Source organism: Corynebacterium pyruviciproducens ATCC BAA-1742, assembly GCF_000411375.1.
Classification (GTDB): domain Bacteria; phylum Actinomycetota; class Actinomycetes; order Mycobacteriales; family Mycobacteriaceae; genus Corynebacterium; species Corynebacterium pyruviciproducens.
Map to the genome: position 1 here is coordinate 1,028,832 of NZ_KE150446.1, position 22,088 is coordinate 1,050,919.

The window sequence follows — 22,088 nt, forward strand, 5'->3', positions numbered from 1 at the left end:
GCTGGAAAGGTGTGCAGCGTTTCCCCCCTGTTCTGCCCGTCAACATATTAGCCAACCTGCACGTTTTCGCACACAGAACCATTCTGCGCCCTCATGCGCCCGTTTCGGGGCGTGGAATAATCTTTCATGCAGGCCATAACCTAACCCCCATAGCCTCATTGACTTTGCCTGCAACACGCCTGATGTTAGCACACCGCCAACTCACAGTCTTGGTTTTTTAACGATAAACTGGGTCAACATGAGTGAAGAAAATCAGACTTCTATTGAAATCTGGCCCGGCCAGTCGTACCCTCTTGGCTCGACGTACGACGGTGCGGGAACAAATTTCGCCCTTTTCAGCGATATTGCAGACAAGGTAGAGCTGTGCTTGCTCGACAAGGAAAACAACGAGACGAGGGTCGAGCTCACCGAGGTGGATGCCAATATTTGGCATGCCTACCTCCCCGGCATCCAGCCCGGGCAGCGCTATGGCTACCGTGTCCACGGCCCCTATGACCCGGCTAACGGTCACCGTTGCGACCCCTCCAAGCTCCTCGTTGACCCCTACTCCCGGGCTTTCGACGGCGAGTACGACGGCGATCCGTCGCTGTTTTCCTACGACATCACCGATCCGGAGAACCCAGACGGCCGCAACACCGAGGATTCTCTCGGCCACACCATGAAATCTGTGGTGGTCAACCCCTTCTTCGACTGGGGTGACGATAAGTCACCCAAGACCCCCTACCACGAGACGGTGATCTACGAGGGCCACGTCAAAGGGCTGACGATGACCCACCCGGACATTCCGGAGAACCTTCGCGGCACGTACGCGGGGCTGGCGCACCCCGTCATCATCGATTACCTCCAAGACCTGGGAATCACCGCCCTCGAACTGATGCCAATCCACCAGTTCTTCCAAGACGACCGGCTGCGCGAGCTCGGTCTGCGCAACTACTGGGGCTACAACACCCTCGGCTTCTTCGCACCGCAGCAGGACTATGCTGCTGCGACCAAGCCCGGCGGCGCGGTGAGCGAGTTCAAGGGCATGGTGCGCGCCTACCACGAGGCCGGCATCGAAATCATCCTTGACGTGGTGTACAACCACACGGCGGAGGGCAACCATATGGGCCCGACCATCGCGTTTAGGGGCATTGACAACGCCGCCTACTACCGGCTTGTCGACGGCGACCCGCGCCACTACATGGACTACACGGGCACCGGCAACTCCCTCAACGTCCGCCACCCGCACTCCCTCCAGCTCATCATGGACAGCCTGCGGTACTGGGTGACGGAAATGCACGTCGACGGCTTCCGGTTCGATCTCGCCTCTACCCTCGCCCGTGAGCTGCACGATGTCGATCGCCTCTCCAGCTTCTTCGACCTGGTCCAGCAGGACCCGGTTGTCTCCCAGGTGAAGCTCATCGCCGAGCCCTGGGATGTCGGTGAGGGCGGTTACCAGGTGGGTAACTTCCCGCCACTGTGGACGGAATGGAACGGCAAGTACCGCGACACGGTCCGGGACTTCTGGCGCGGTGAGCCGGCCACCCTCGGCGAGTTCGCCTCCCGCCTCACTGGTTCCTCCGACCTGTACTCCAATAACAACCGCCGGCCCACCGCCTCCATCAACTTTGTCACGGCACACGACGGCTTCACGCTCAATGACCTCGTCTCATACAACGAGAAGCACAACGAGGCCAACGGCGAAGGTGGGCGCGATGGCGAAAGCCACAACCGGAGCTGGAACTGTGGCGTGGAAGGCCCCACCGATGACCCCGAGATCAACGCCCTGCGCGCGCAACAGCGACGCAACTTCCTCACCACGCTCCTCATTAGCCAGGGCACGCCCATGATTAGCCACGGCGATGAGCTTGGCCGCACCCAAAACGGCAACAACAACGTCTACTGCCAGGACAACGAGATCTCGTGGCTTGACTGGAGCAAGTACGAGGAGAACCAGGATCTGTTCCAGTTCACCAAGAGGCTCATTGAGCTCCGCAAGGAGCACCCGGTGTTCCGCCGTCGCCAGTTCCTCGCCGGCGGCCCACTGGGCGATGAATCCGCCCACCGGGATATCGCCTGGCTCGCAACCGACGGCAAACTCATGGACCAAGCCGATTGGGACTTCTACTTTGGCAAGGCCCTCATGGTGTTCCTCAACGGCCAGGAAATTGCCGAGCCGGATTCCCGTGGCGCCAAGGTGGAGGACGATTCGTTCCTCATGTTCTTCAACGCGTCCCACACCGACGTGGAGTTCACCCTCCCGGTTGCCACCTACGGTGCCAGCTGGAAGGTGATCATCGATACCACTCAGCCGCGAGGCGAAACCGAGGAGGAGCGGATCCTCCGCGCGGGCGAGAAGGTGTCGGTGGCCGCACGGTCCACCATCGTTGCCGTGCAAAATGAGCCCCCGGTCTCCGGTGCCCCCAAGGGCGGCGGTCAGGTGCAGGGCTATGAGGCCCCCACCGCAAGCGATGCCGAGGGTGACCAGGCAGCGGCCGAAGCGCCCGAGGCCTAGACGTATTTCCCAAGGCCCGTGCCCGCCAAGCGCCGGCACGGGCCTCGTCTATACCCGTAACACCGCAGGTAAGAAGGCGCTTCGGCGCAGCGTAACCGCGACCGGTAAAGTGAGGTCAAGCGTCCGATTTTTCAGCGGACGGAAGCGTTTCAACGGAAGGGCAGGCAGTGCTCACAGCACACGGCGCCACGGTGGCGATCAGTGACACGGATCTGACAATCTACAACTCTCCCCTCGTGGCGAGCCTGACCGCCCCAGAGGTCACCATCCCCATTTCTTCCATCAACGAGTACACGGTGGTGAAGCCAACACCGTTTAGCCTCGGCTCCGTCACGCTTAAGCGCGGCGATGGCGAGCCAACCACCATCCGCTTCCAGCGCACCCAGCAGGCGGCACTGCAGCAGCTCGTGGCTGACATCGATCGCGTCCGCCAAGGGGAGGCCCCACTGCAGGCGGATACCCCGATCCCCGGTCTCGACTTTGTTGCCATCGATGTGGAGACGGCGAACGCCGACTGGGGCTCCATCATTGAAATCGGTGTGACCAAGGTCCTTGGTGGCATCGTGGCGGATAGCAAGACGTGGCGGTGCGCACCGCCCCCCGGCCTGGAGGAGTTCCTCGAGGACAACATCGCGATCCACGGCATCCACCCCGAGGATGTCGCAGAGGAGCCGCCTTTTGCCGAGCGCTACGAGCTGGTGAAATCGTTCGTCGGCGAGCTGCCCATGGTGTCTCACAACGCGCAGTTCGATTTCACGGCGCTGTCGAGAGCCTGCGCTGCCTCCAACGAGACCGCCGCCACCAACCCGTTTGGGTGCACCCTCGCGCTGTCGCGCTCCAGGAGCCTCGGGTTCACCACTCACCGGCTTCCCGATGTCTGCCAGGGCCTCGGCATCACGCTGGAGCATCACCACTGCGCAGGAGACGATGCGGAGGCGTGCGCGCGGATCGTCACCTCACTCGCCGGAACCGATGGCTTCAAGGGATCGTTTGAGGAGTACATCGAGCAATCCGGGTTCACGCTCGGCCACATCGGCACTAAGGGTAGAATTCGCTCCGTCCAGAAGATCCGCCACCGCCGCGGCGGGGAAACCGAGGAACAGGAGCCGGCACCCGGAAACGGCCGGTACCGCAAGCGTGGCCGCCCGGCGTGGTCGGCCGTGTCCACCCCAGAGACGATCCCGGAGCCCAACGAGGATGCCAATCCCGAGGGCCTGCTCTACCACCAGCATGTCACCCTCACCGGCGATTTCGAGCCGATGGACAAGGGGACGCTGTGGCAGAAGATCGCCGATCTCGGCGGGATTATTGGCAAGAACGTGACCAAGAAGACCACGCTCGTAGTCGTGGGCAGCTGGGCGAAGAAAACATCCAAGCACAAGCGCGCGGAGCAGCTGCAGGAGCAGGGCCAACAGATCGATATTTGGCCCGCGGACAAGCTGTTCACCGTGTTGGGTATCGAGCCTGAGGCCACGGAGGATGAAGAACCTCCGTTTTAGATGGAACCGATGGGGGCACTCGATGCGTCTAATTCTCTAGGGGCGGTGATGATTGAAGCCCCGACGCATCACCGCTCCCCGGGCCCTCCTCCGTGTGGGGCCCGAGTCCTGCCAACCCGGGTGGCGGGATGCTTCAGCCGGCGGGGCGAGAAGCGAGGGGGCATGCTCACACCACACCACACACGTCGAACGCGATTATTGTTTCCGCTGTTGCGCACAGCGCCGTGGGCGAAAACGCCGGTGGCAACGTCAACGGGGCACCCGTCTAACCCGGTGTCGTTAGCGCTCACCGGTGGTTTTCGCGTCGGCTTTGAGCTTGGAGGCGAGGTTGTTGCGCACGCGGACGAAACCGCTCTTGCAGCACCGGTTACCGTCGCCTGGCAGTACGCCGCGGATAACCTCCACCACGCGGCGAGGGCGGACGAATGCTCGCCGTTTTCCACCGTCCCCCTCCCACACGCCCCACTCGGTGCGGAAGCCGCGCTTGTCACCTCGTTTGATACGTGCGCCACGAGCTGGCTCGCGCACCCCGTGACGGCGCAACTGCTGCTGGATTTCTGTGGCCAGCAGCTGGGGCACCGCTACCGTGTCTTTTTCGCCCCGTCGGACGGATCGCTCATCGCCACCACCACCGCCGCGCTGCCGGCGGTGTCGCGCATCGCGAACACCATCTACCGCCGCACCACCAGGCGGATTTCCCCCGCCCCGTTTGTCATCACTGGTGGCTGGCCGTACCCACTGGATCCTCAGGCCACCGAACTCTCGCCGCAGAATGCCTTCCCGCGTCAAACGCGCACCCCCATCGATTACCTGTCGCCGGCGACAATTGAGGCGGTCTACGGGTGACGGAGATTACACTCTCCCCGCGCCCGAGAGGATAAGTCACTAGACTTGATTAACTGAGTCAGAGAAAGGGTGACGCAGTTCTCCATGGTTTCCACACAAATTACCGCGACCTACCGCCTCCAACTCCGGGGGCCGAAGGCTGATCCTGAGGGCCTCAAGTTCGATTTTTACGATGCCATCGACATTCTCGATTACCTCAAAGATCTGGGCGTGAGCCACCTCTTCTTGTCCCCCATCCTCACCGCCGTTCCCGAGTCCAACCACGGCTACGATGTCATCGATCCCACCGAGATCAACCCCGAGCTCGGTGGCAAGGAGGGTTTTGTCGCGCTGTCTCACGCCGCCCGGGATAGGGGGCTGGGAATCATCATTGACATTGTGCCCAACCACGTGGGGGTGGCCCACGCGGAGTGCAACCCCTGGTGGTGGGATGTTCTGAAAAACGGCAAGGATTCGCACTTCGAGGGTTACTTCGATATCGATTGGCACGAGGATAACGGCGCCGGCGGCAAGCTCGGGCTGCCGATCCTCGGGCAGCCGGGAGACGAGGACAAGCTCACGTTTGACACCTACGAGGGGGAGCCCGTTCTCCGCTACTTTGAGCAGCTGTTCCCCATCGCTCCGGGGACGTACGATCCGGAATCGGAGGCCACCCCGGCGGAGGTTCTGGACCGCCAGGCTTACAAGCTCATGTACTGGCGCGATGGGGTGATCAGCTACCGCCGGTTCTTCTCCGTCAACTCGCTGGCGGGGCTCAAGCAGGAGGATCCCCTGGTTTTTGAGCACTCTCACCGTGTCATCCGGGAACTAGTGGCAGACGATCTTATCGACGGCGTCCGGGTCGACCACCCCGACGGCCTCACCGATCCGTTTGGATACCTCGCACGCCTACGAGAGGTGGTCGGCCCCAATCGGTGGCTCGTCATAGAGAAAATCCTCGCCGTCGACGAGGCGCTCGACCCGCGCCTGCGCGTCGACGGCACCACGGGCTACGATGCTCTTCGCGAGCTCGACGGTCTGTTTGTCGCCCGCGATGCGGAAGACACCCTGTCCATGCTGGCTCTCAAGTTCACCGGTTCTACGTGGGACGAGGAAGCCCTCAGTGCCACCGAGTACATGCTCAAACGCGAGGTGGCGCACTCGGAGCTCGCCGCCGAGGTGCGCCGGCTAGCCCGTGCGATCCGCCGCGATAACTTCTCCACCGCCGGCTCGGCGGTCACGGACGCGCAGCTCGTCCTCACCATCGAGCAGCTCGTCGCCTCCATGCCGGTGTACCGCGCCGATTACGTCTCCCTCGCCCGTGTCACGGCTACCGTCGCCGCCGACCTGTCGCGGCGGTTCCCCTCCCGGCGCGCGGCGCTCGACCTCATCGTCGCGGCGCTCATCTCCGGCGGCGAGGCGTTCACCCGCTTCGCCCAGGTGTGTGGCGCCGTCATGGCCAAAGGGGTGGAAGACACCACGTTCTACCGCGCCTCACGGCTGGTGGCCCTCAACGAGGTGGGCGGAGCGCCCGGCAGGTTCGGTGTGTCCGCAGCCGAGTTCCACCTTCTCCAACAGGAGCGGGCCCGCCTGTGGCCGCAGACGATGACCACCCTGTCCACCCACGACACCAAACGCGGCGAGGACGTGCGGGCACGCATCATCGAGCTGGCGGATTGCCCGCGGGCGTTTTCCGAGATCATCGACGAGGTCACCTCCATCACCCCGCCGCCGGACGGTGCCACCGGGCACTTCCTGCTGCAAAACATCCTCGGCACGTGGCCTGTCGACGGTGTCATCACCGACGAGTACGAGCGCCGGATGCTCGATTACACCACCAAGGCCATCCGTGAGGCAGGTATACACACCACCTGGACCGAGCCGAACCAGGAGTTTGAAGAGCGCGTTAGCGCATGGGTGCAGGCGATCCTCCACGGCCCCGTCCATGAACGCATCACGCAGTTCATCACGCCACTTGCCCATGCCGCCACGCTCATCGGGCTCGGACGCAAGATGCTGCACCTCATCGCGCCGGGGATCCCCGATATTTACCAGGGCGAAGAGTACTTCTGCGATAGCCTCGTGGACCCGGATAACCGGCGGTTTGTTGATTACGAGGCGAGGAAGGAGACGCTGGAACGGACGCTGCGTGTGTTGGGCGGGGATACTGAAGGTTTCACCGTCGGCGATTCAGTGACGAGCGGTTCGCAGCTCACCGGCGATCCCCACCCGTACGCACACCTGTTGGACCGGTACGACGATGCGAAGCAGGCAGTGGTTGCCGCAGCTCTCCACGTGCGATCGAACTATTCCAGCGACTTCGTCGGTAGCGATTACCAGGCGGTGTTCGCCGAAGGCGAGGCGGAGGATTACCTCATCGGGTTGGGCCGTGGCCCGCGCCCGGATCGCGTTGATGTTATCGCCGTGGCCACCCGCAAGCCGTTCCACCTGTGGGCCGACGGTGGTTGGGGCGATACCGCCCTAACGGTGCCCGAGGGCTCTTGGACGGAGGTGCTCACTGGGCGCAGTGTGACTGGCACTGTCGACGTTGAGAGTCTATTGTCAGTGTTTCCTACTGCACTACTTGTGAGAAATTCCTCTGATGACTAAACCAAACCTCGAGCGCCTCGAGCAGGAATACGATACGTTCGTGCGCGAGCACCCCACGCTGGAAAGCGATATCCGCTTCGCGCTGGAAGACTGCGTGTCCGATGCCGGTATCGCCTACGATCGTGTGGATACACGCATCAAATCGTGGCGCTCGTTTGCGGCGAAGGCCGCCAAATGTGATGAGGACAGTTCACTGCTGTACCCGCACCCGTGGGAGCAAATTACTGACGTTGTGGGGGCCCGCATCATCACGTACCACTCCACGGAGATCCCCCGCGTGATCAAAACTCTTGAGCAGATGTTCACCGTGTTGCGTTCGGTGGACAAGGCCGCTGAGACGAGGATTTCCGGCGGCTTTGGTTACGGTTCCCACCACCTCATCGTGCAGGTCACCGAGGAAACCGAGGATCTTGAGGCATACGCCGGGCTTGTATTCGAGGTGCAGCTGCGCACGATCCTGCAGCACGCGTGGGCCGAGTTCGAGCACGATATCCGCTACAAAGGAGCGGGAACGGGTGCCGACCCGGTGATTGATCGCTCATTCACCCTCGCCGCCGGGCTCATTGAGCTCGCGGACCAGCAATTCGACCAGATCGCCCACGTGCGCGCTGATTCGCATCCGGTCGCCGGCAACGTCCCGCTCACGGACGGCAACCTGCCCCACGTCCTCACCCTCCTGTTGGGTGACCGGTTCCCCCGTTCCAAGTCGGAGGTGTACCCATGGTTGGAAGAAATACTCACGGCGAATGGGGTGCGCACCGTCGCCGATCTGGAGGCAATCACATCCCCCGACGATGTTTCCCTGGTTCTCGATGCGCTCCAGTATCAGTATGTTCCTAGCCAGGTCAGGCTTGTCGACGACCTTCTGCTTGCGCGCTTCGGTTCGTCCCACATCGCTCGCACGGGGCATTCCGGCTACCGCCCCGGGCGACGCCCGGCCCGTCTTCAGCGACGGCTGAAAAAATTACAGACTAAACAGCAGGCCGATGACGAGCGCCGTTGAGACGACGGGTGGGGATCGTTATGCTGGACTTCACCACGATTATTACGAAAGGACTTTCATGTCGTCACTGACCGAATTCCCCCAGCTCCTTGATTTTCTCCACGTGTGGGCTCTCGCCATCGCGGATTTCTTCCGCCCCCTCGGCATCGATTTCCCGCCCGCTGATTGGGGCACCGCCGGCTCCAGCAAGTAAGCCACGCGGCCCCCGACCCCACTAGTGGGGTGTCGTTTTCATCCACTCTTTCCTGACGAATACGACACCACACGTTTGTGGCGCATCCGCCCCAACATAGTTGAGGCCGGAGCGCCCGAACCATTACCAGCCGTTTTTCCCACGCAGGCGATCGAGAGCGCGACGGTCTTTCTTCGTCGGCCGGCCTGCTCCCCTGTCACGCCTCGGCATGGAGGCCATGATTTCCTTTGGGGGCGGGGGCGGTGTGTGGTCGATGTAGGTGGTTCGAGCCACCTGCGCGCCTACGCGCTTCTTGATCGGCTGGACAACCTCGATGATGTGCTCGCGGTGGGCTACCCATGCGCGCACCTGGTCCCCGGCGACCACCTGGTCGGCGGGTTTGACTGCCTCCCCGTTCACCTTCACGTGCCCCGCCTTGCAGGCATCGGAGGCGGCCGACCGAGTCTTATACAGGCGCACCGCCCACACATACTGGTCGATCCGGACAGATTCCGCGGGCTGGCCTAGCGCAACGTCACCCATGAAACTCCCTAATAGTTGTCTTTGTGGTTGACAATCCCCTTCACTTTGGACCAGCTGTAGATGCCCACCACCACGGCGATGACAAGGCCAACGATGAGGAACGAGAAATCCTCCGCCACAAGCGACAGGACTAGACCGCCGACAACGCCACCGCCTACTCCGATGACGCCGGTCTTAGAGTACCTGCGCACCGCCTGTTTACGGCGCTCGATGGGGTTCTGGGGATACCGTTGCATGTTCATAACGTCTTATTGTAAACGGAGTTACGCGGGTAGCTCCACCCACATGGTGGAGTCGAACTCCGGCGCCACCGCACCTTTTGTTAAGGCCTGCACGTAGGCACCAAGCGCTTCCTCCTCGGAGGGCTTGATAGCTACGGTGAGCGCCACATCGGCGCCGTAGGCCACGTCCGTCACCACGTACCCACGGGCGCGAAGATCGGCCTCGTACCTGCCCGCGTCGGTGTGACGGAAATGCATGGTGGCGAGCATGCGCAGCGACCTGCGCACCGGCACCACCTGGCGGAGCGCCTCCGTGGTGGCATCCGAGTAGGCGCGGACGAGGCCACCCGTGCCCAGCTTGATTCCGCCGAAGTAGCGCACCACCACGCAGGCGATGTCTTCCAGCCCCGAGCCCGTGAGGACATCGAGGATCGGCTTGCCCGCGGTACCGGAGGGCTCACCGTCGTCGGAAGACCGCTCGACGGGGTTGGCCCCCTCGACGTTGTAGTAGTAGGCGCTGCAGTGGTGGCGAGCATCCGGGTAGCGCTGCCTGATGCGGGTGACAAACTGACGCGCCTCGTCCTCCGACTGCACACGCGCGATGTGTGAGATGAACCGGGAGCGCTTGATCTCAAGCTCGGCCACGGCCTCGTGAGCAGCAGGCGGGAGCAGGTATTCGGCGTCGGGATCCATGGCCACTACTCTACACAGGTCTTTGACAGCGCCGAACGGGTTCCTTACCCTCAAATGTATGACTAATTTCAGTGTTTGGGCACCGAATGCCGATGATGTCCGCCTCCACCTTGACGGTGAGGACCTTCCCATGCGCAAGCATGGCAACGGAACCGGGTGGTGGTGCTCAGACCGTGAAATGGCCGATGGGCAGCGCTACGGGTTCCGCCTGCTACGCGCCGGCGAATGGACGGACCCGCTGCCGGACCCGAGGTCGCGCCGCCAACCGGACGGTCCGTTGGGGCTATCCCAGGTATACGCCGATGGCTTCACGTGGACCGACGATCAGTGGACCGGCCGGATTCTGCCGGGGCAGTCGATCTACGAGCTCCACGTGGGAACGTTTACCCCGCAGGGCACCTTTGAGGGTGCGGAGGAGAAGCTGGATTACCTGCTTGAACTCGGCGTGACGACGATTGAGATCATGCCCGTACAGCCCTTCGGAGGAAACCACAACTGGGGCTACGACGGCGTGGATTGGCACTGCGTGCACGAGGGATACGGTGGCCCCGAGGGGCTCAAGCACCTTGTCAACGCCTGCCACAACAAGAACATCGCCGTCATCCTCGACGTGGTGTACAACCACTTCGGGCCGGTGGGGAACTTCACCCCGCTGTTCGGCCCGTACACCACGAGTGGTGCCACCGACTGGGGCGACGTGGTGAACTTCTGCGGGCCCGGCTCCGACGAGGTGCGGCGTTACGTCCTCGACGCGGCTCGTCAGTGGCTCACCGAGTTCCACATCGACGGCCTGCGTCTCGATGCCGTGCAGACGATCGTCGACACCAGCGCCACCCACATCCTCGAAGAGCTGAGTATCCTCGCAACGGAGATCGAAGCAACAACGGGGCTGCAGAAGACGCTCATCGCCGAATCGGACCAAAACGATCCGAAACTGGTCGCACCGCGCGGTGGCAATGGTCTCGGCGGGTTCGGGCTCGACGCGCAGTGGGAGGACGATCTGCACCACGCGCTGCACGCTCTGACGAGCGGTGAAACACACACGTACTACGAGGACTTTGCCAGCGTGGACGCACTAGCCCAAACGGTGGCGCACGTGTTTTACCATCACGGCACCTTCTCCTCGTTCCGCGGTCGCACGCATGGACGGCAGCTGGATACCTCGGCAACGCCCGCATTCCGGTTCCTCGCGTACACGACTACACACGACCAGACCGGCAACCGTCCGGCCGGTGATCGTCCGTCACAGTACTTGAGCGCGGAGAAAATCGTGTTGAAAGCTGCTATCGTCCTCAGCACTCCGTACACACCGATGCTCTTCATGGGCGAAGAATTCGGTGCGCAGACACCGTTCCCCTTCTTCTGTTCGCACTGCAACGAGGATCTCAACCGCCTCACCCGCGAGGGCCGTCAGCGCCAGTTCCGCTACCAGGGGTTCTCAGAGGAAGCGGTAGCGACAATGCCGGATCCGGCTGACGAAAAAACCTTTGCAAGCGCCAAACTGGATTGGAATTTCACCGCCGATAACGAGCGGATTCTTAGCGCGTACAAGAAGCTTTTCCAGCTCCGCAAAAAGCTGAAATTCACCCGTCCATGGCTCGACCAGCTCACGGTGGAGCACACCGATAACTGGATCGGGTTTGGCTACAAAGATGCGTTCCTCGTAGCTAACCTCTCCGATGACACTGCCACCGCCCCGTTCACAGGCAACCTGGAATACTCCTTAACTGAGCCGGCCGTGAGCGATGCGGGAACGCAGTTGCCACCGTGGAGCTTTGCTATTCTCACCGATGTCAGCCGGGTCTAACGGTGACGGAGCTCCCTTTTCGGAGCTGGCCGACCGGATCGTCGAGATCGCGTGCTCCATTCCCTGCGGCCGAGTTTCCTCCTACAAGGACGTAGGAATCGCCGCCGGGTGCGGGCCACGCTACGTGGGAACCATCATGGGAAAATTCGGTGCGTTCGCACCGTGGTGGCGGGTGGTGCGTTCCGACGGCACAATCCACGTGTGGCAGGAGGCCCTGCCCCACTGGGACGAGGAGCACATCGCCTACTCACGTACCGGCACCGTCCGTGTAGACATGGCTGCCCACGCGTGGCAGCCATGTCTACGCGGACGGTAAGTAACCGTTAGAAGAGGAAATCGTACTCCGGTGTCCCCGGCACAAGGTGCTGGATCTTCAGGGAGGAATCCCGCATCCGGCGTAGCAGGGGCTCGAGGTTCTTGCTGTCGGTCAACTCGATGCCGACCAAGGCGGTACCGAAGTCGCGGTTGTTCTTCTTCAAGTACTCGAATCTGGCGATGTCATCGTCCTCCCCCAACACGTCGTTGACAAAGCCACGCAGCTGGCCCGGCTCCTGCGGGAAGTTGACCAGGAAGTAATGCTTGAGCCCCCGGTGCACGAGGTCACGCTCTACGATCTCCGAGTAACGAAGGACATCGTTGTTGCCACCAGAGATGATGCACACGTTGGCGCTGCCGGGGACAATCGAGTCGAATTCCACCATGCCAGTCACCGAGAGTGCACCGGCCGTTTCAGCGATAATGCCCTCGTTTTGGTACAGCTCAAGCAGCTCCGTGCATACCGCACCCTCATTGGCGGCAACCATGGTAAGACGGTCCCAGTTGTCCTTGGCGATGGCGTAGTTCACCTCGCCCACCCGGGCCACGGCCGCGCCGTCAACGAAGGGATCCATCCCCTGGACCGTGATTGGGCCACCGTTATTCAACGCGGCCTGCATGGAGGCTGCGGTCTGGGGCTCCACACCGATAACGCGGGTCTCCGGTGACATGCTCGCAACGTAGCTCAGCGTGCCGCCGAGCAGACCGCCACCGCCGACGGGGACGAAGATGGAATCTGCGGTCTTGCCGCGGGAGGAAAGCTGGCTGACGATCTCCGCCGCTACGGTCCCCTGCCCGATGACCGTGTTGCGGGCGTTGAACGGCTCGATCATGGTGGCGCCGGTCTCTTCCACGTACTCGTGGGCGGCGGCGGAGGCCTCGTCAAAGTTCTTTCCGGTAAGGACAACCTCTACCCAGTCGCCACCGTGGACCTTGATGCGGTTGAGCTTCTGTTTGGGGGTGGGGGCAGGAACGAAGATCCGGCCCTTGATCTCGAGGCTACGGCACGCGTAGGCGACGCCCTGGGCATGGTTGCCTGCGGAGGCCGCGACGATTCCGGCGGCTCGTTCTTCCTCGTTTAACTGAACGATGGAGTTGTAGGCGCCCCGGATCTTATAGCTGCGTACATCTTGGAGATCTTCGCGTTTGAGGTACACCTCTGCGCCTACCTGCTCGGACAGGCGCGGGCAGTACTGCAGTGGCGTGGGCGCGATGACCGCAGAAATGCGCGCTTGCGCATGTTGAATCTCGGCTGCGGTTACGGGTGTCCAATTCGTCAGTTCTTGTGCCATGTGGCAATTGTAGAGGGTGCGCACGCTTCGCTCGCCCATCAGCGGTGCCGAACAGCAAGCACGTTGCGCCCAACATCGCCTAGATCATGCCGGCGAGGATAGGCAACCACAAAGAATTAACCTCGCGTTTACGCTTCCGCGAAACTCTCCTCACCTTGGGTTGAGACACTTTTCCAAAGCACACATATGTATGGAAGGTTGTGAATGGGATGAAGAAGTTTGTCGCGGGGCTTGTGACCACGTCTCTCGTGGTTGCTGGAACGGTGACCGGCACGCCTGCGTCGGCGGTGATCGTCGATAAGCCAGTGTCCGTTGGAACAGGAGACCTGACGCTTACGGCGATCGGCACCCACGAGACCGGGGAGTTTGAAAAGTCGTCGGCGGAGATCGTCGCCTACGATGCCGGATCGAAGAGGTTGCTCGTTGTCAACGCCTTAAGCGGCGCGGTCACGATTCTCGATATCTCCGATCCGACTTCCCCCACGGAGGTGGGAACCGTGCATGCAGGTGCGGGGACGACGGTGAACTCCGTGTCCGTGCGCAGCGACGGGCTGGCGATCGCCACCGTGGAGCCTGCCACCAAAACCGATCCGGGCGAGGTCATTCTCTTTGATGCCGCCGGCGACGGCACGATCCTGCAGCGTCTCCCCGTGGGCGCGCCGCCGGACATGGTGACCTTTGACGAGACCGGAAAGTACGCCGTGGTGGCCAACGAGGGCGAGCCGGCCGAGGACTACTCCGTCGACCCGGAGGGCTCCGTGAGCGTCATCTCCGTCCCTGCTGAGCTTGCATCCGGTGCCCTTTCCACCACCGCTACTGTGGCAACAGCGACCTTCGGTGAAAGCGTTCCGGAAGGCGTGCGCGTGTTCGGCCCCGCCGACAAGCCCGGCACCGTGGCGCAGAACCTCGAACCCGAGTACATCGCGACGAAGGACAGCAAGGCGTACGTCACTTTGCAGGAAAACAATGCCATCGCCACCATTGACATCGCCACGGCGACGGTGGAGAATGTCGCGCCCCTCGGCACCGTCAATCTCCGGACCGTGGGGATGGACGTATCCGATAAGGATGACAAGATCAACATCGCGAACTGGCCAGTCAAGGCCTTTCTTTTGCCCGATTCCATCGGTGCCTATACAGCACACGGCTCCACGTACCTGGTGACAGCCAACGAGGGCGATAGCAGGGATTGGACGGGCTACTCCGAGGAGGCCCGTGTGAAGGAACTAGGAGAGGACAGCCTTCCTCCGCTGGCGGAGGATTTCAACTTCGCCGGTGCCGTTGATTCCGAGACTGGTGAGGCGGTCACCAGTGCGAAGCAGTTGCATAAGAAACACAACCTGGGCAGGCTGAAGATCACCACGTCCGTGGGGCTCAACGCGGAGGGAACCGCCTTTGAGGAGTTGTACACCTTCGGTGGACGCGGGTTCTCCATCGTCGATACCGCGGGCAACCGGGTATTCAACTCCGATTCCCAGTTTGAGGAGATTCTCAAGGATGCTGTGCCCGAGTACTTCAACTCAAACCACACGGAGACGAGCTTTGACGGGCGCTCTGATGACAAGGGCCCGGAACCCGAGGGGCTGACACTGGGGACGATCGGCGATAAGACGTACGCTTTCATTGGCTTGGAGCGCATCGGTGGCATCATGGTGTACGACATCACGAACCCAGCAGCCGCGCAGTTTGTCACCTACTTCAACAACCGCGATTTCAACGTCGATCCGCAGGAGGGCAACAACGCCGCGTGGCAGGAAGCCGGCGACCTGGGCCCAGAGGGTCTCACGTTCATTCCCGCATCCACCTCCCCCAACGGGAAGAACCTCCTCGCCGTGGGTAACGAGGTCTCCGGCACGACCACCCTCTTCGAGGTAACCCCGAAGAACGACGGCACCTCCGTTCCCGGTAATGTGACTACTTCCAGCGACGATGGACGGCTGAAGACCTTGGACATCATCTTCGCCAGCCTGTGCTCCACCTTCCTCGCCGTGCTCACCGCCCTCGTGGGCTTCGCCCCGCAGCTAGCCCCGCTGAGGGACCAGTTGCAGAAGCTCCTCGGCTAGTGTCAGAAGCACATCACACCAAAATTTCCAAGGAGGCAACCGATTCACGGTTCCACCCATCTTCGTTGAGCTTTTGGCGGCGACGTGAGATGAAATACCAAAGTGCAGATCACGTCTGTCATAGCAGACTCCCGCCTCTTACACCACGCCTGCCAAAAATGAAGAACGCCATCATCTTGGCCTTGATTCATCAATTTTCTTTTAGAATCAAAAGCACAGGAACAATTTATTTTCATCATGTTCCAATTCAACTCACAATTTTGGATCATCCCAGACAATGGATTTCTTCAACCTCGCCATTAATCTGGTACAAATTTTCAGCTAACCGTCAAAAAGACGCTTCACCGTCCACCGGATTGAACGATTATCGACTTTGCGCTGACATCGCCTGACAACCACATGTTATCTTCGGCGATGAAGCGAATGGAAAACAACACATAAACACATAACTGTCTCCTTGAAGCTTTCCCAAGACCATCTCATTGAAAGGAAAAAAATGACATTCCCCCCTGCGAAAGTCAGTAGCATTTGCATTCGCAGCCCTCATGACTGCCAGCATTTCATCCCTGGCTAATGCAGAAGAGGTCCAGCAAGCGGAAAGCCAGACCATCGAGGCTCCATCCGCATCTGATCAACCTGCGTTTTGGTTTCAGTCTGCCGAAGGAACCCGCACCTTTGACGTTTCTGAAAATGTCATCGTTCCTCATGTGCTGAAAAGTGATTCAGTACGCATCGAGGGAAATCTCATCAACACCTACGATGCAAATGACGAGCTCGTCGGGAGTATTAAGGCAGACCTCCCTGAAGGGGTGGCCCTCAAGTTCGCAAACGGAGTCATTTACGCCGGCAGCACTGACGGAGTGGCCAATCGATGCATTGAAAATAAATGGGTAGGGCTCGGAATCAATGTCGCTGCCGACGCGCTCGTCTGCGCCCCAGTTGGAGCGGCAACCGGCGGCGCGGGCGGGTTCGCCTGCGGAGCTGCGGTCGGAGCAGGCGTAACCGCTGCCAGTTACTAGAAGAAAGAAGAACACTCAAATGGGTAAACCAGTCGCAACCGATACTTTGTCCACGCCAACCGGTTTCAGGATGCCGATGTGGCTCTACTCCATAGCTCTCGGGGCCCTCATCACCGCGGGATCGGCCATTTTTATGGCGAAGCTCGACTACCCCGGATGGGTTTGGCCGGTGGAGTTCGTGATCCTCAGCGCCGTCTGCTTCGGGTTCGTTAGGCAATCTTCCAAGAAAACAGGCGATGAAAACTACGTGGTCGCTTCAAAGCGAGGGCTCATCTGCTTTGCAGTCATCGCGGCCATACTCCTAATCGCCGCTGTCGTCATTGCCCTGTAAATAATAAGAAAGCGGGAATCGGAAGGCTCCGGTTCCCGCTTTCGTCCGCACGAGGTAATTCCTAGCCAAAGAGCTCCCTGGAGGCGATCGCAGCGCCTTCCACGAGAGACTCAAGCTTGGCCCAGGCGATCTTGCCGTTGATGCGGCCGCCAAGGCCACAGTCGGAGGATGCGATGACCTTCTCCGGGCCGACGAGCTCGGCGAACTTGATGATGCGGTCGGCTACCAGGCGCGGATGCTCTACTGCGTTGACGCAGTGCGAGATGACACCCGGGTAGATGACCGTGTTCTCCGGCAGGGTGTGATCCTGCCACACGCGCCACTCATGGGCGTGGCGAGGCGATGCACCCTCGAAGGAGTAGCCGCCGGCCTTGACCTCAAGGATCTGGTCGATGATGTCCGCGAACGGGATGTCCGTTGTGTGCGGTCCATGCCAGGAGCCCCAGCAGATGTGGAGGCGAGTGAGCTCTTGCGGCAGATCCTTGATGGCGTGGTTCAGAGCATCGATGCGGATCTGCAGCCACTTTTTGTAATCATCCAGCGACGGCTCCGGGTTGATCTGATCCCAAGACTCAGCCAGGTCTGGCGCATCGAACTGGACAGTGAAGCCGGCATCGGTGATGATCTTGTACTCCTGAGCCATGGCGTCCGCGCAGGCAAACACGACCTCTTCGTCAGACGAGTAGAACTCGTTCTTCAGACGTGCAGCCGACCCCGGAGACAGCGCGGCGACGAAACCCTTGTCACCTCCGGCGGCCTCGATGGCGCTCTTCAGCAGCTTAACGTCCGTCCCGGTCTGCTCCTGGCCGATGTAGGTGATGGGGCCCGTGAACTTAGGATTGCCCACCGAAGCGCGACCGACGAGCACACCGGCCTCCGGGTCCTCGTAAGCCTCGCGGAAGCGCTGACGATCGCGACGATCCTGGAAGCTCGTCAGCTGGATATTGCCGGGGGTGGAGCGGATCTTATCCTGGTTCGCCCAGCGATCCTCGTCCGTGATGGTGAGCCCACCCAGACGCGAGAAGGAGTAGTTCCACCAGGCACCGTAGTCGACGGCGCCGGAGGTCACGTGGCCGTACTCGCCCTCGTTGACAATGTCGATACCGAGGTCAACCTGGCGCTTAACCACCTCGTTGACGGAGTTGGTGAGAATTTCACGGAAGGCGTCCTCGCCGATCTCGTCGCGCTTGAGGTTTGCCTCCAGGAGCTCTGGGGTGCGGGGTAGAGAGCCAACGTGTGTGGTGAGAATCTTGTTAACCATGTGTTTTCATCCTTACGTGATAGACAGCATGGTCTATATTAGTTCCGTGAGCACAAAAAGCCAGAATCTTCACTTTTCACCGCAAACAAACCGCTTTGTCTAGTGCTTTTACGCTTCGTGCGGGGGTGAAATACGGGGGTAACCAGAGTGTTCCCGATACCGCTGGACCGCACCGAGCAGACCGTACGAACCGAGGAAACGGAGGAACGAAGCGTCGGCAAGCCACGCACCGAGGAAACGAGAGGGGCACCGACACCACCTGTGCGACATCCCTCCCCCACCTCCAGCGGTGGTGAGGGCCGAAGCACTAGCCCAGAATGCCCGCGCCCATCGTCGCCTTGAGGTCACCCATGAGGTTGGCGGAACGTTCAACGCGCAGGTGCTCGTCGAGGACCATGAGCGTGGACTCCTCGCCACTGACCAGCTTCAAGTACACGTCCGTTTGGCCAGGGTTATTTACCAAAACGTCCTTCAACCGGTGGATATTATCCAGCGTGCACTCCTCCGTGGTCATGGTGAGCCGAAGCGGCACACCGCTGCCGGAGCCAAGCCCCAGCTCGGCGATCTTCAGATCGTCGCAGAACACGCTCACGCGCTCATCGCGGATGGAAATGTGGGCCTTGGCCAGGATGATGTTGTCCTCCGCCAGGTACTGGGCCACGATCGCGTACAGCTTGTTAAACACGAGCAGGTCCACCGATGCGCCGTTGTGATCCTCGATGGTGACAATCGCCCACGGCGAGCCGTCACGCTTGGACACGCGCCGGTCCACCGTTGAGATGATGCCGCCGATCTTCACCTCTTTACCGTGCTTCATTTCGCCGCCGACAATGTCTGTGAGCTCAGTGTCCGTCTGCGAGGCCAGCGCCTCCTCGTAGCCATCCAACGGGTGGCCGGAGACGTACAGGCCGAGCATCTCCCGCTCGAGGGCGAGCTTGTGCTTGCGGTCCCACTCCTCATCGGGGATTTGCACGTCAAAGACGTTTGCCTCCTGCGCCGCATCGCCGCCCCCACCGAAGCCCGCAAACAGGTCAAACTGCCCCTTATCGGCGGCCTTCTTGGTGGAGATGACCGAATCAACCGCATCCTCAAATACGAGGGCCAGGCCCTTGCGCGGGTGGCCGAGCGAGTCGAACGCGCCCGCCTTAATGAGCGACTCCGTCACACGCTTGTTGCAGGGAACGGTCTCGATCTTGTCCAGGTAATCGGAGAAGCTGGTGAAACGCCCCTTCTCCTTCCGCGTCTTGACGATCGACTCCACCACGTCGGCACCCACGTTGCGCACGGCACCGAGACCGAAGCGGACATCGTCATCGACAGCCTGGAAGTTGAGACGGCTGGCGTTGACATCCGGCGGCAACACCTTAATTCCCAGGTGGCGGCAATCGGCCAGGTAGATAGCGGACTTGTCCTTGTTATCGCCCACGGAGGTGAGCAACGCGGCCATGTACTCCTGCGCGTAGAAAGTCTTCATGTAGGCAGTCCAGTAGCTCACCACGGAGTAGCCCGCGGCGTGCGACTTGTTGAACGCGTAGGAAGCAAACGGCTCGATGACACCCCACAATGCGTCGATGGCGGCCTGCGAATACCCGTTATCTTTCATGCCACCGGAGAACTTCGCGTACTGCTGCTTAAGCACCTCCGGCTTCTTCTTACCCATCGCCTTACGGAAGTAATCTGCCTCGCCGGCCGTGTAGTTGGCCACCTTTTGCGAGATCTTCATGATCTGCTCCTGGTACACGATGAGGCCGTAGGTATCGCGGAGGATTTCTTCCAGTGGCTCGGCGAGCTCCGGGTGGATCGGCTCGATGGGCTTTCTGCCGTTCTTGCGGTCGGCGTAATCCAGGTGCGCGTTCATGCCCATCGGGCCCGGTCGGTACAGGGCCAAGGCGGCCACAATATCGTCGAAGCACGTCGGCTTCATACGGCGCAGAAGCTCGCGCATTCCGCCGCCATCGAGCTGAAACACGCCGAGCGTATCGCCGCGCCCCAGCAGCTGGTACACCTCGGGGGCATCGTAGGTGAGATCCTCAAGCACGACGGTCTCGCCACGGTTATCCTTGATGTTCTCCAGTGCGTCACCCAACACCGTGAGGTTGCGCAGCCCCAGGAAGTCCATCTTCAACAGGCCGATGGCCTCGCACGCGGGGTACGGCCAACCTGTGATGATTGCGCCGTCCTGGGCGCGCTTCCACATCGGGATGTGATCCATGAGCGGAACGCAGGCCATAATCACGGCACAGGCGTGCACGCCCGCCTGCCGCACCACACCCTCCAGGCCACGGGCGGTTTCAAAAATCTTACGCACATCCGGGTCCGTCTCAACGAGCTGGCGGACCTCGCCAGCCTCGTTGTACCGCTTATCGTTCGGATCGACGATACCCTTCAGCGAAATGTCCTTGCCCATAATAGCCGGGGGAAGCAGCTTGGTCACACGATCGGCGATCTGGTAGCCGGGCTGACCGAACTGCACGCGCGCGGAATCCTTGAGCGCCTGCTTCGTCTTGATCGTGCCAAAGGTGATCACCTGGGCAATCTTGTCTGCACCCCAGCGCTCAGCGGCATAGGTAATCATCTCGGAGCGACGACGATCGTCGAAGTCGATATCGATATCGGGGGCGGACGGGCGCTCCGGGTTCAAGAACCTCTCAAACAGCAGGCCGTGTTCCATCGGATCAATGTTGGTGATGGTCATGGCGTACGCGACAAGCGAACCAGCGGCGGAACCACGGCCCGGTCCCACGCGGATCCCAACCGAGCGGGCGTGCTTGATGAGCTCGGCCACGATGAGGAAGTACGAGGGGTAGCCCTTGAAATCGATGACGTCGATCTCGTACTTCGCCCGGTCAATGTACTCCTGCGGCACCTCGCCGCCGTTGAAGCGCGCCTTGAGCCCCTCCATCACCTCGTGGGTGAGCCACGAGGTGGGGGTTTCGCCCTCGGGAACATCGGCGATCGGCATGCGGTCGTGGGTGTGGGTCTCCCAGATTTCCGAGTAATCCCCCACTCGCTCGGCGATCCACAGCGTGTTATCGCACGCCTTGGGCACCATGGAATCCCACGTGTCGCGCATCTGTGCGGCGGATTTGATGTAGTAGCCGTCCCCACCGAACTTAAAGCGGTCCGGGTCCTGCAACGTCTTGCCGGTCTGCACGCAGAGCATGGCCTCGTGATCGTGGGCCTGGGACTGGAGCACGTAGTGGCAGTCGTTGGTAACTAGGGGTGGCAGGTTGAGGCGCTTGCCAATCTCCAGCAGCTGATCGCGCACGCGCCGTTCGATGTCCAGCCCGTGGTCCATGAGTTCAAGGAAGAAATTGTCCTTGCCGTAGATATCTTGCCACTTGGCGGCGGCGGCAAGTGCCTCGTCGAACTGACCCAACCGCAGGCGGGTTTGCACGTCGCCCGAGGGGCAGCCGGTGGTGGCGATGATGCCCTCGTGGCGTTCGGCGATGAGCTCTGCATCCATGCGGGGCCACTTGCCCAGCTGGCCCTCGTACGAGGCCATGGAGGACAGGTAGAAGAGGTTCTTCAGCCCGGTGACGTTTTCGGCGATCATCGTCTGGTGCAGGTACGCGCCCGAGGCGGAGACATCGTCCTTCTTCTGGTGCGGCTCGCCCCACAGCACGCGCTTCTTGTTAAAGCGGCTGTCCGGCGCCATGTATGTTTCGATGCCAATGATAGGCTTGATCCCCTCGGAGGTCATCTTGCGATAGAACGCGTCAGAGCCGAACATGTTGCCGTGGTCGGTCATCCCCACCGCCGGCATGCCCTGCCGTTTGACCTCGTCAGCAAGCATATCCACCTTCGCCATGCCGTCGAGCATTGAGTATTCCGTGTGGTTATGCAGGTGTACGAAGGAGGAGTTACTCATGATGGCCTATTGTACAGCCGGGGCGCACCTAAGCCCACCGGCCCAGCGTGCACGGCACCGCACCCGCTG

General features: G+C 61.2%; 17 protein-coding genes. 11 read left to right on the plus strand and 6 right to left on the minus strand.

What is annotated here, in order from left to right:
* The first annotated feature begins 238 nt into the window (after positions 1-238).
* The 6 genes from glgX (at position 239) to HMPREF1219_RS13360 (ending at position 8,624) form a co-directional block, all read left to right on the plus strand.
* The gene (gene glgX, locus HMPREF1219_RS04430; protein ID WP_016459309.1) at positions 239-2,494 is read left to right on the plus strand and encodes a glycogen debranching protein GlgX; all 2,256 of its coding nucleotides are present in this window, start codon (positions 239-241) and stop codon (positions 2,492-2,494) included.
* Between the two features lie 167 nt (positions 2,495-2,661).
* Positions 2,662-3,993 (plus strand): 3'-5' exonuclease, encoded by a 1,332-nt coding sequence (locus HMPREF1219_RS04435; protein WP_016459310.1) that lies wholly within the window; start codon positions 2,662-2,664, stop codon positions 3,991-3,993.
* A gap of 240 nt (positions 3,994-4,233) precedes the next feature.
* The gene (locus HMPREF1219_RS04440; RefSeq protein ID WP_040426902.1) at positions 4,234-4,839 is read left to right on the plus strand and encodes a hypothetical protein; all 606 of its coding nucleotides are present in this window, start codon (positions 4,234-4,236) and stop codon (positions 4,837-4,839) included.
* Positions 4,840-4,923: 84 nt separating this feature from the next.
* Positions 4,924-7,428: a malto-oligosyltrehalose synthase gene (gene treY, locus HMPREF1219_RS04445; RefSeq protein ID WP_016459312.1), complete on the plus strand. Its 2,505-nt coding sequence runs from the start codon at positions 4,924-4,926 to the stop codon at positions 7,426-7,428.
* On the plus strand, positions 7,421-8,431 hold the full coding sequence (locus HMPREF1219_RS04450; protein WP_016459313.1) for a GTP pyrophosphokinase: 1,011 nt from the start codon (positions 7,421-7,423) through the stop codon (positions 8,429-8,431). The genes treY and HMPREF1219_RS04450 overlap by 8 nt, the downstream gene beginning before the upstream one ends.
* A gap of 58 nt (positions 8,432-8,489) precedes the next feature.
* Positions 8,490-8,624 (plus strand): hypothetical protein, encoded by a 135-nt coding sequence (locus HMPREF1219_RS13360; RefSeq protein WP_016459314.1) that lies wholly within the window; start codon positions 8,490-8,492, stop codon positions 8,622-8,624.
* Positions 8,625-8,747: 123 nt separating this feature from the next.
* On the opposite strand, the gene HMPREF1219_RS04460 is transcribed toward HMPREF1219_RS13360, so the two are convergent.
* From HMPREF1219_RS04460 to HMPREF1219_RS04470, 3 genes are read right to left on the minus strand one after another with little or no spacing between them, the layout of a single operon-like run.
* Positions 8,748-9,146 carry an RNA-binding S4 domain-containing protein gene (locus HMPREF1219_RS04460; protein WP_016459315.1) on the minus strand — a complete coding sequence of 133 codons (399 nt, stop codon included), beginning with the start codon at positions 9,144-9,146 and terminating at the stop codon, positions 8,748-8,750.
* 8 nt (positions 9,147-9,154) lie between these two features.
* Positions 9,155-9,388, minus strand: coding sequence for a hypothetical protein (locus HMPREF1219_RS04465; protein ID WP_016459316.1), 234 nt, complete (start codon positions 9,386-9,388; stop codon positions 9,155-9,157).
* A 21-nt stretch (positions 9,389-9,409) separates the two neighbouring features.
* A complete protein-coding gene (locus tag HMPREF1219_RS04470; RefSeq protein ID WP_016459317.1) occupies positions 9,410-10,060 on the minus strand; it encodes a YigZ family protein in 651 nt (216 codons plus the stop codon).
* Positions 10,061-10,118: 58 nt separating this feature from the next.
* On the opposite strand from HMPREF1219_RS04470, the gene treZ reads away from it, so the two are divergent.
* The gene (treZ, locus tag HMPREF1219_RS04475; protein WP_040426906.1) at positions 10,119-11,867 is read left to right on the plus strand and encodes a malto-oligosyltrehalose trehalohydrolase; all 1,749 of its coding nucleotides are present in this window, start codon (positions 10,119-10,121) and stop codon (positions 11,865-11,867) included.
* The gene (locus tag HMPREF1219_RS04480; protein WP_016459319.1) at positions 11,851-12,183 is read left to right on the plus strand and encodes an MGMT family protein; all 333 of its coding nucleotides are present in this window, start codon (positions 11,851-11,853) and stop codon (positions 12,181-12,183) included. Before treZ ends, HMPREF1219_RS04480 begins: the two co-directional genes overlap by 17 nt.
* A gap of 7 nt (positions 12,184-12,190) precedes the next feature.
* Here the strand turns inward: HMPREF1219_RS04480 and ilvA are convergent, their stop codons facing one another.
* Positions 12,191-13,474 carry a threonine ammonia-lyase IlvA gene (gene ilvA / locus HMPREF1219_RS04485; RefSeq protein ID WP_040426908.1) on the minus strand — a complete coding sequence of 428 codons (1,284 nt, stop codon included), beginning with the start codon at positions 13,472-13,474 and terminating at the stop codon, positions 12,191-12,193.
* Positions 13,475-13,683: 209 nt separating this feature from the next.
* Between ilvA and HMPREF1219_RS04490 the strand changes: the two genes are divergently transcribed.
* The 3 genes from HMPREF1219_RS04490 to HMPREF1219_RS04500 all read left to right on the plus strand — a co-directional run bounded on the left by HMPREF1219_RS04490 (position 13,684) and on the right by HMPREF1219_RS04500 (position 16,887).
* A complete protein-coding gene (locus HMPREF1219_RS04490) occupies positions 13,684-15,537 on the plus strand; it encodes a choice-of-anchor I family protein (protein WP_016459321.1) in 1,854 nt (617 codons plus the stop codon).
* A gap of 545 nt (positions 15,538-16,082) precedes the next feature.
* Positions 16,083-16,556: a hypothetical protein gene (locus HMPREF1219_RS04495; RefSeq protein WP_016459322.1), complete on the plus strand. Its 474-nt coding sequence runs from the start codon at positions 16,083-16,085 to the stop codon at positions 16,554-16,556.
* Between the two features lie 19 nt (positions 16,557-16,575).
* Positions 16,576-16,887, plus strand: a complete 312-nt coding sequence (locus HMPREF1219_RS04500; RefSeq protein ID WP_051120480.1) for a hypothetical protein — start codon at positions 16,576-16,578, stop codon at positions 16,885-16,887.
* A 61-nt stretch (positions 16,888-16,948) separates the two neighbouring features.
* Here HMPREF1219_RS04500 and HMPREF1219_RS04505 read toward each other — a convergent pair whose 3' ends face one another.
* Both HMPREF1219_RS04505 and dnaE read right to left on the minus strand, forming a co-directional pair.
* Positions 16,949-18,148 (minus strand): cobalamin-independent methionine synthase II family protein, encoded by a 1,200-nt coding sequence (locus tag HMPREF1219_RS04505; protein WP_016459324.1) that lies wholly within the window; start codon positions 18,146-18,148, stop codon positions 16,949-16,951.
* Between the two features lie 307 nt (positions 18,149-18,455).
* Entirely contained in the window at positions 18,456-22,022 is a 3,567-nt protein-coding gene (dnaE, locus tag HMPREF1219_RS04510; RefSeq protein WP_211212630.1) for a DNA polymerase III subunit alpha, read from the minus strand.
* Between the last annotated feature and the right edge of the window lie 66 nt (positions 22,023-22,088).

What these genes read in the sequence shown, in the direction of transcription:
- glgX (WP_016459309.1), top strand. Translation starts at nt 239, where the DNA reads ATGAGTGAAGAAAATCAGACTTCTATTGAAATCTGGCCCGGCCAGTCG.
- treY (WP_016459312.1), top strand. Translation starts at nt 4,924, where the DNA reads ATGGTTTCCACACAAATTACCGCGACCTACCGCCTCCAACTCCGGGGG.
- HMPREF1219_RS04450 (WP_016459313.1), top strand. Translation starts at nt 7,421, where the DNA reads ATGACTAAACCAAACCTCGAGCGCCTCGAGCAGGAATACGATACGTTC.
- HMPREF1219_RS13360 (WP_016459314.1), top strand. Translation starts at nt 8,490, where the DNA reads ATGTCGTCACTGACCGAATTCCCCCAGCTCCTTGATTTTCTCCACGTG.
- HMPREF1219_RS04460 (WP_016459315.1), bottom strand. Translation starts at nt 9,146, where the DNA reads ATGGGTGACGTTGCGCTAGGCCAGCCCGCGGAATCTGTCCGGATCGAC.
- HMPREF1219_RS04465 (WP_016459316.1), bottom strand. Translation starts at nt 9,388, where the DNA reads ATGAACATGCAACGGTATCCCCAGAACCCCATCGAGCGCCGTAAACAG.
- HMPREF1219_RS04470 (WP_016459317.1), bottom strand. Translation starts at nt 10,060, where the DNA reads ATGGATCCCGACGCCGAATACCTGCTCCCGCCTGCTGCTCACGAGGCC.
- treZ (WP_040426906.1), top strand. Translation starts at nt 10,119, where the DNA reads ATGACTAATTTCAGTGTTTGGGCACCGAATGCCGATGATGTCCGCCTC.
- HMPREF1219_RS04480 (WP_016459319.1), top strand. Translation starts at nt 11,851, where the DNA reads ATGTCAGCCGGGTCTAACGGTGACGGAGCTCCCTTTTCGGAGCTGGCC.
- ilvA (WP_040426908.1), bottom strand. Translation starts at nt 13,474, where the DNA reads ATGGCACAAGAACTGACGAATTGGACACCCGTAACCGCAGCCGAGATT.
- HMPREF1219_RS04490 (WP_016459321.1), top strand. Translation starts at nt 13,684, where the DNA reads ATGAAGAAGTTTGTCGCGGGGCTTGTGACCACGTCTCTCGTGGTTGCT.
- HMPREF1219_RS04495 (WP_016459322.1), top strand. Translation starts at nt 16,083, where the DNA reads ATGACTGCCAGCATTTCATCCCTGGCTAATGCAGAAGAGGTCCAGCAA.
- HMPREF1219_RS04500 (WP_051120480.1), top strand. Translation starts at nt 16,576, where the DNA reads ATGGGTAAACCAGTCGCAACCGATACTTTGTCCACGCCAACCGGTTTC.
- HMPREF1219_RS04505 (WP_016459324.1), bottom strand. Translation starts at nt 18,148, where the DNA reads ATGGTTAACAAGATTCTCACCACACACGTTGGCTCTCTACCCCGCACC.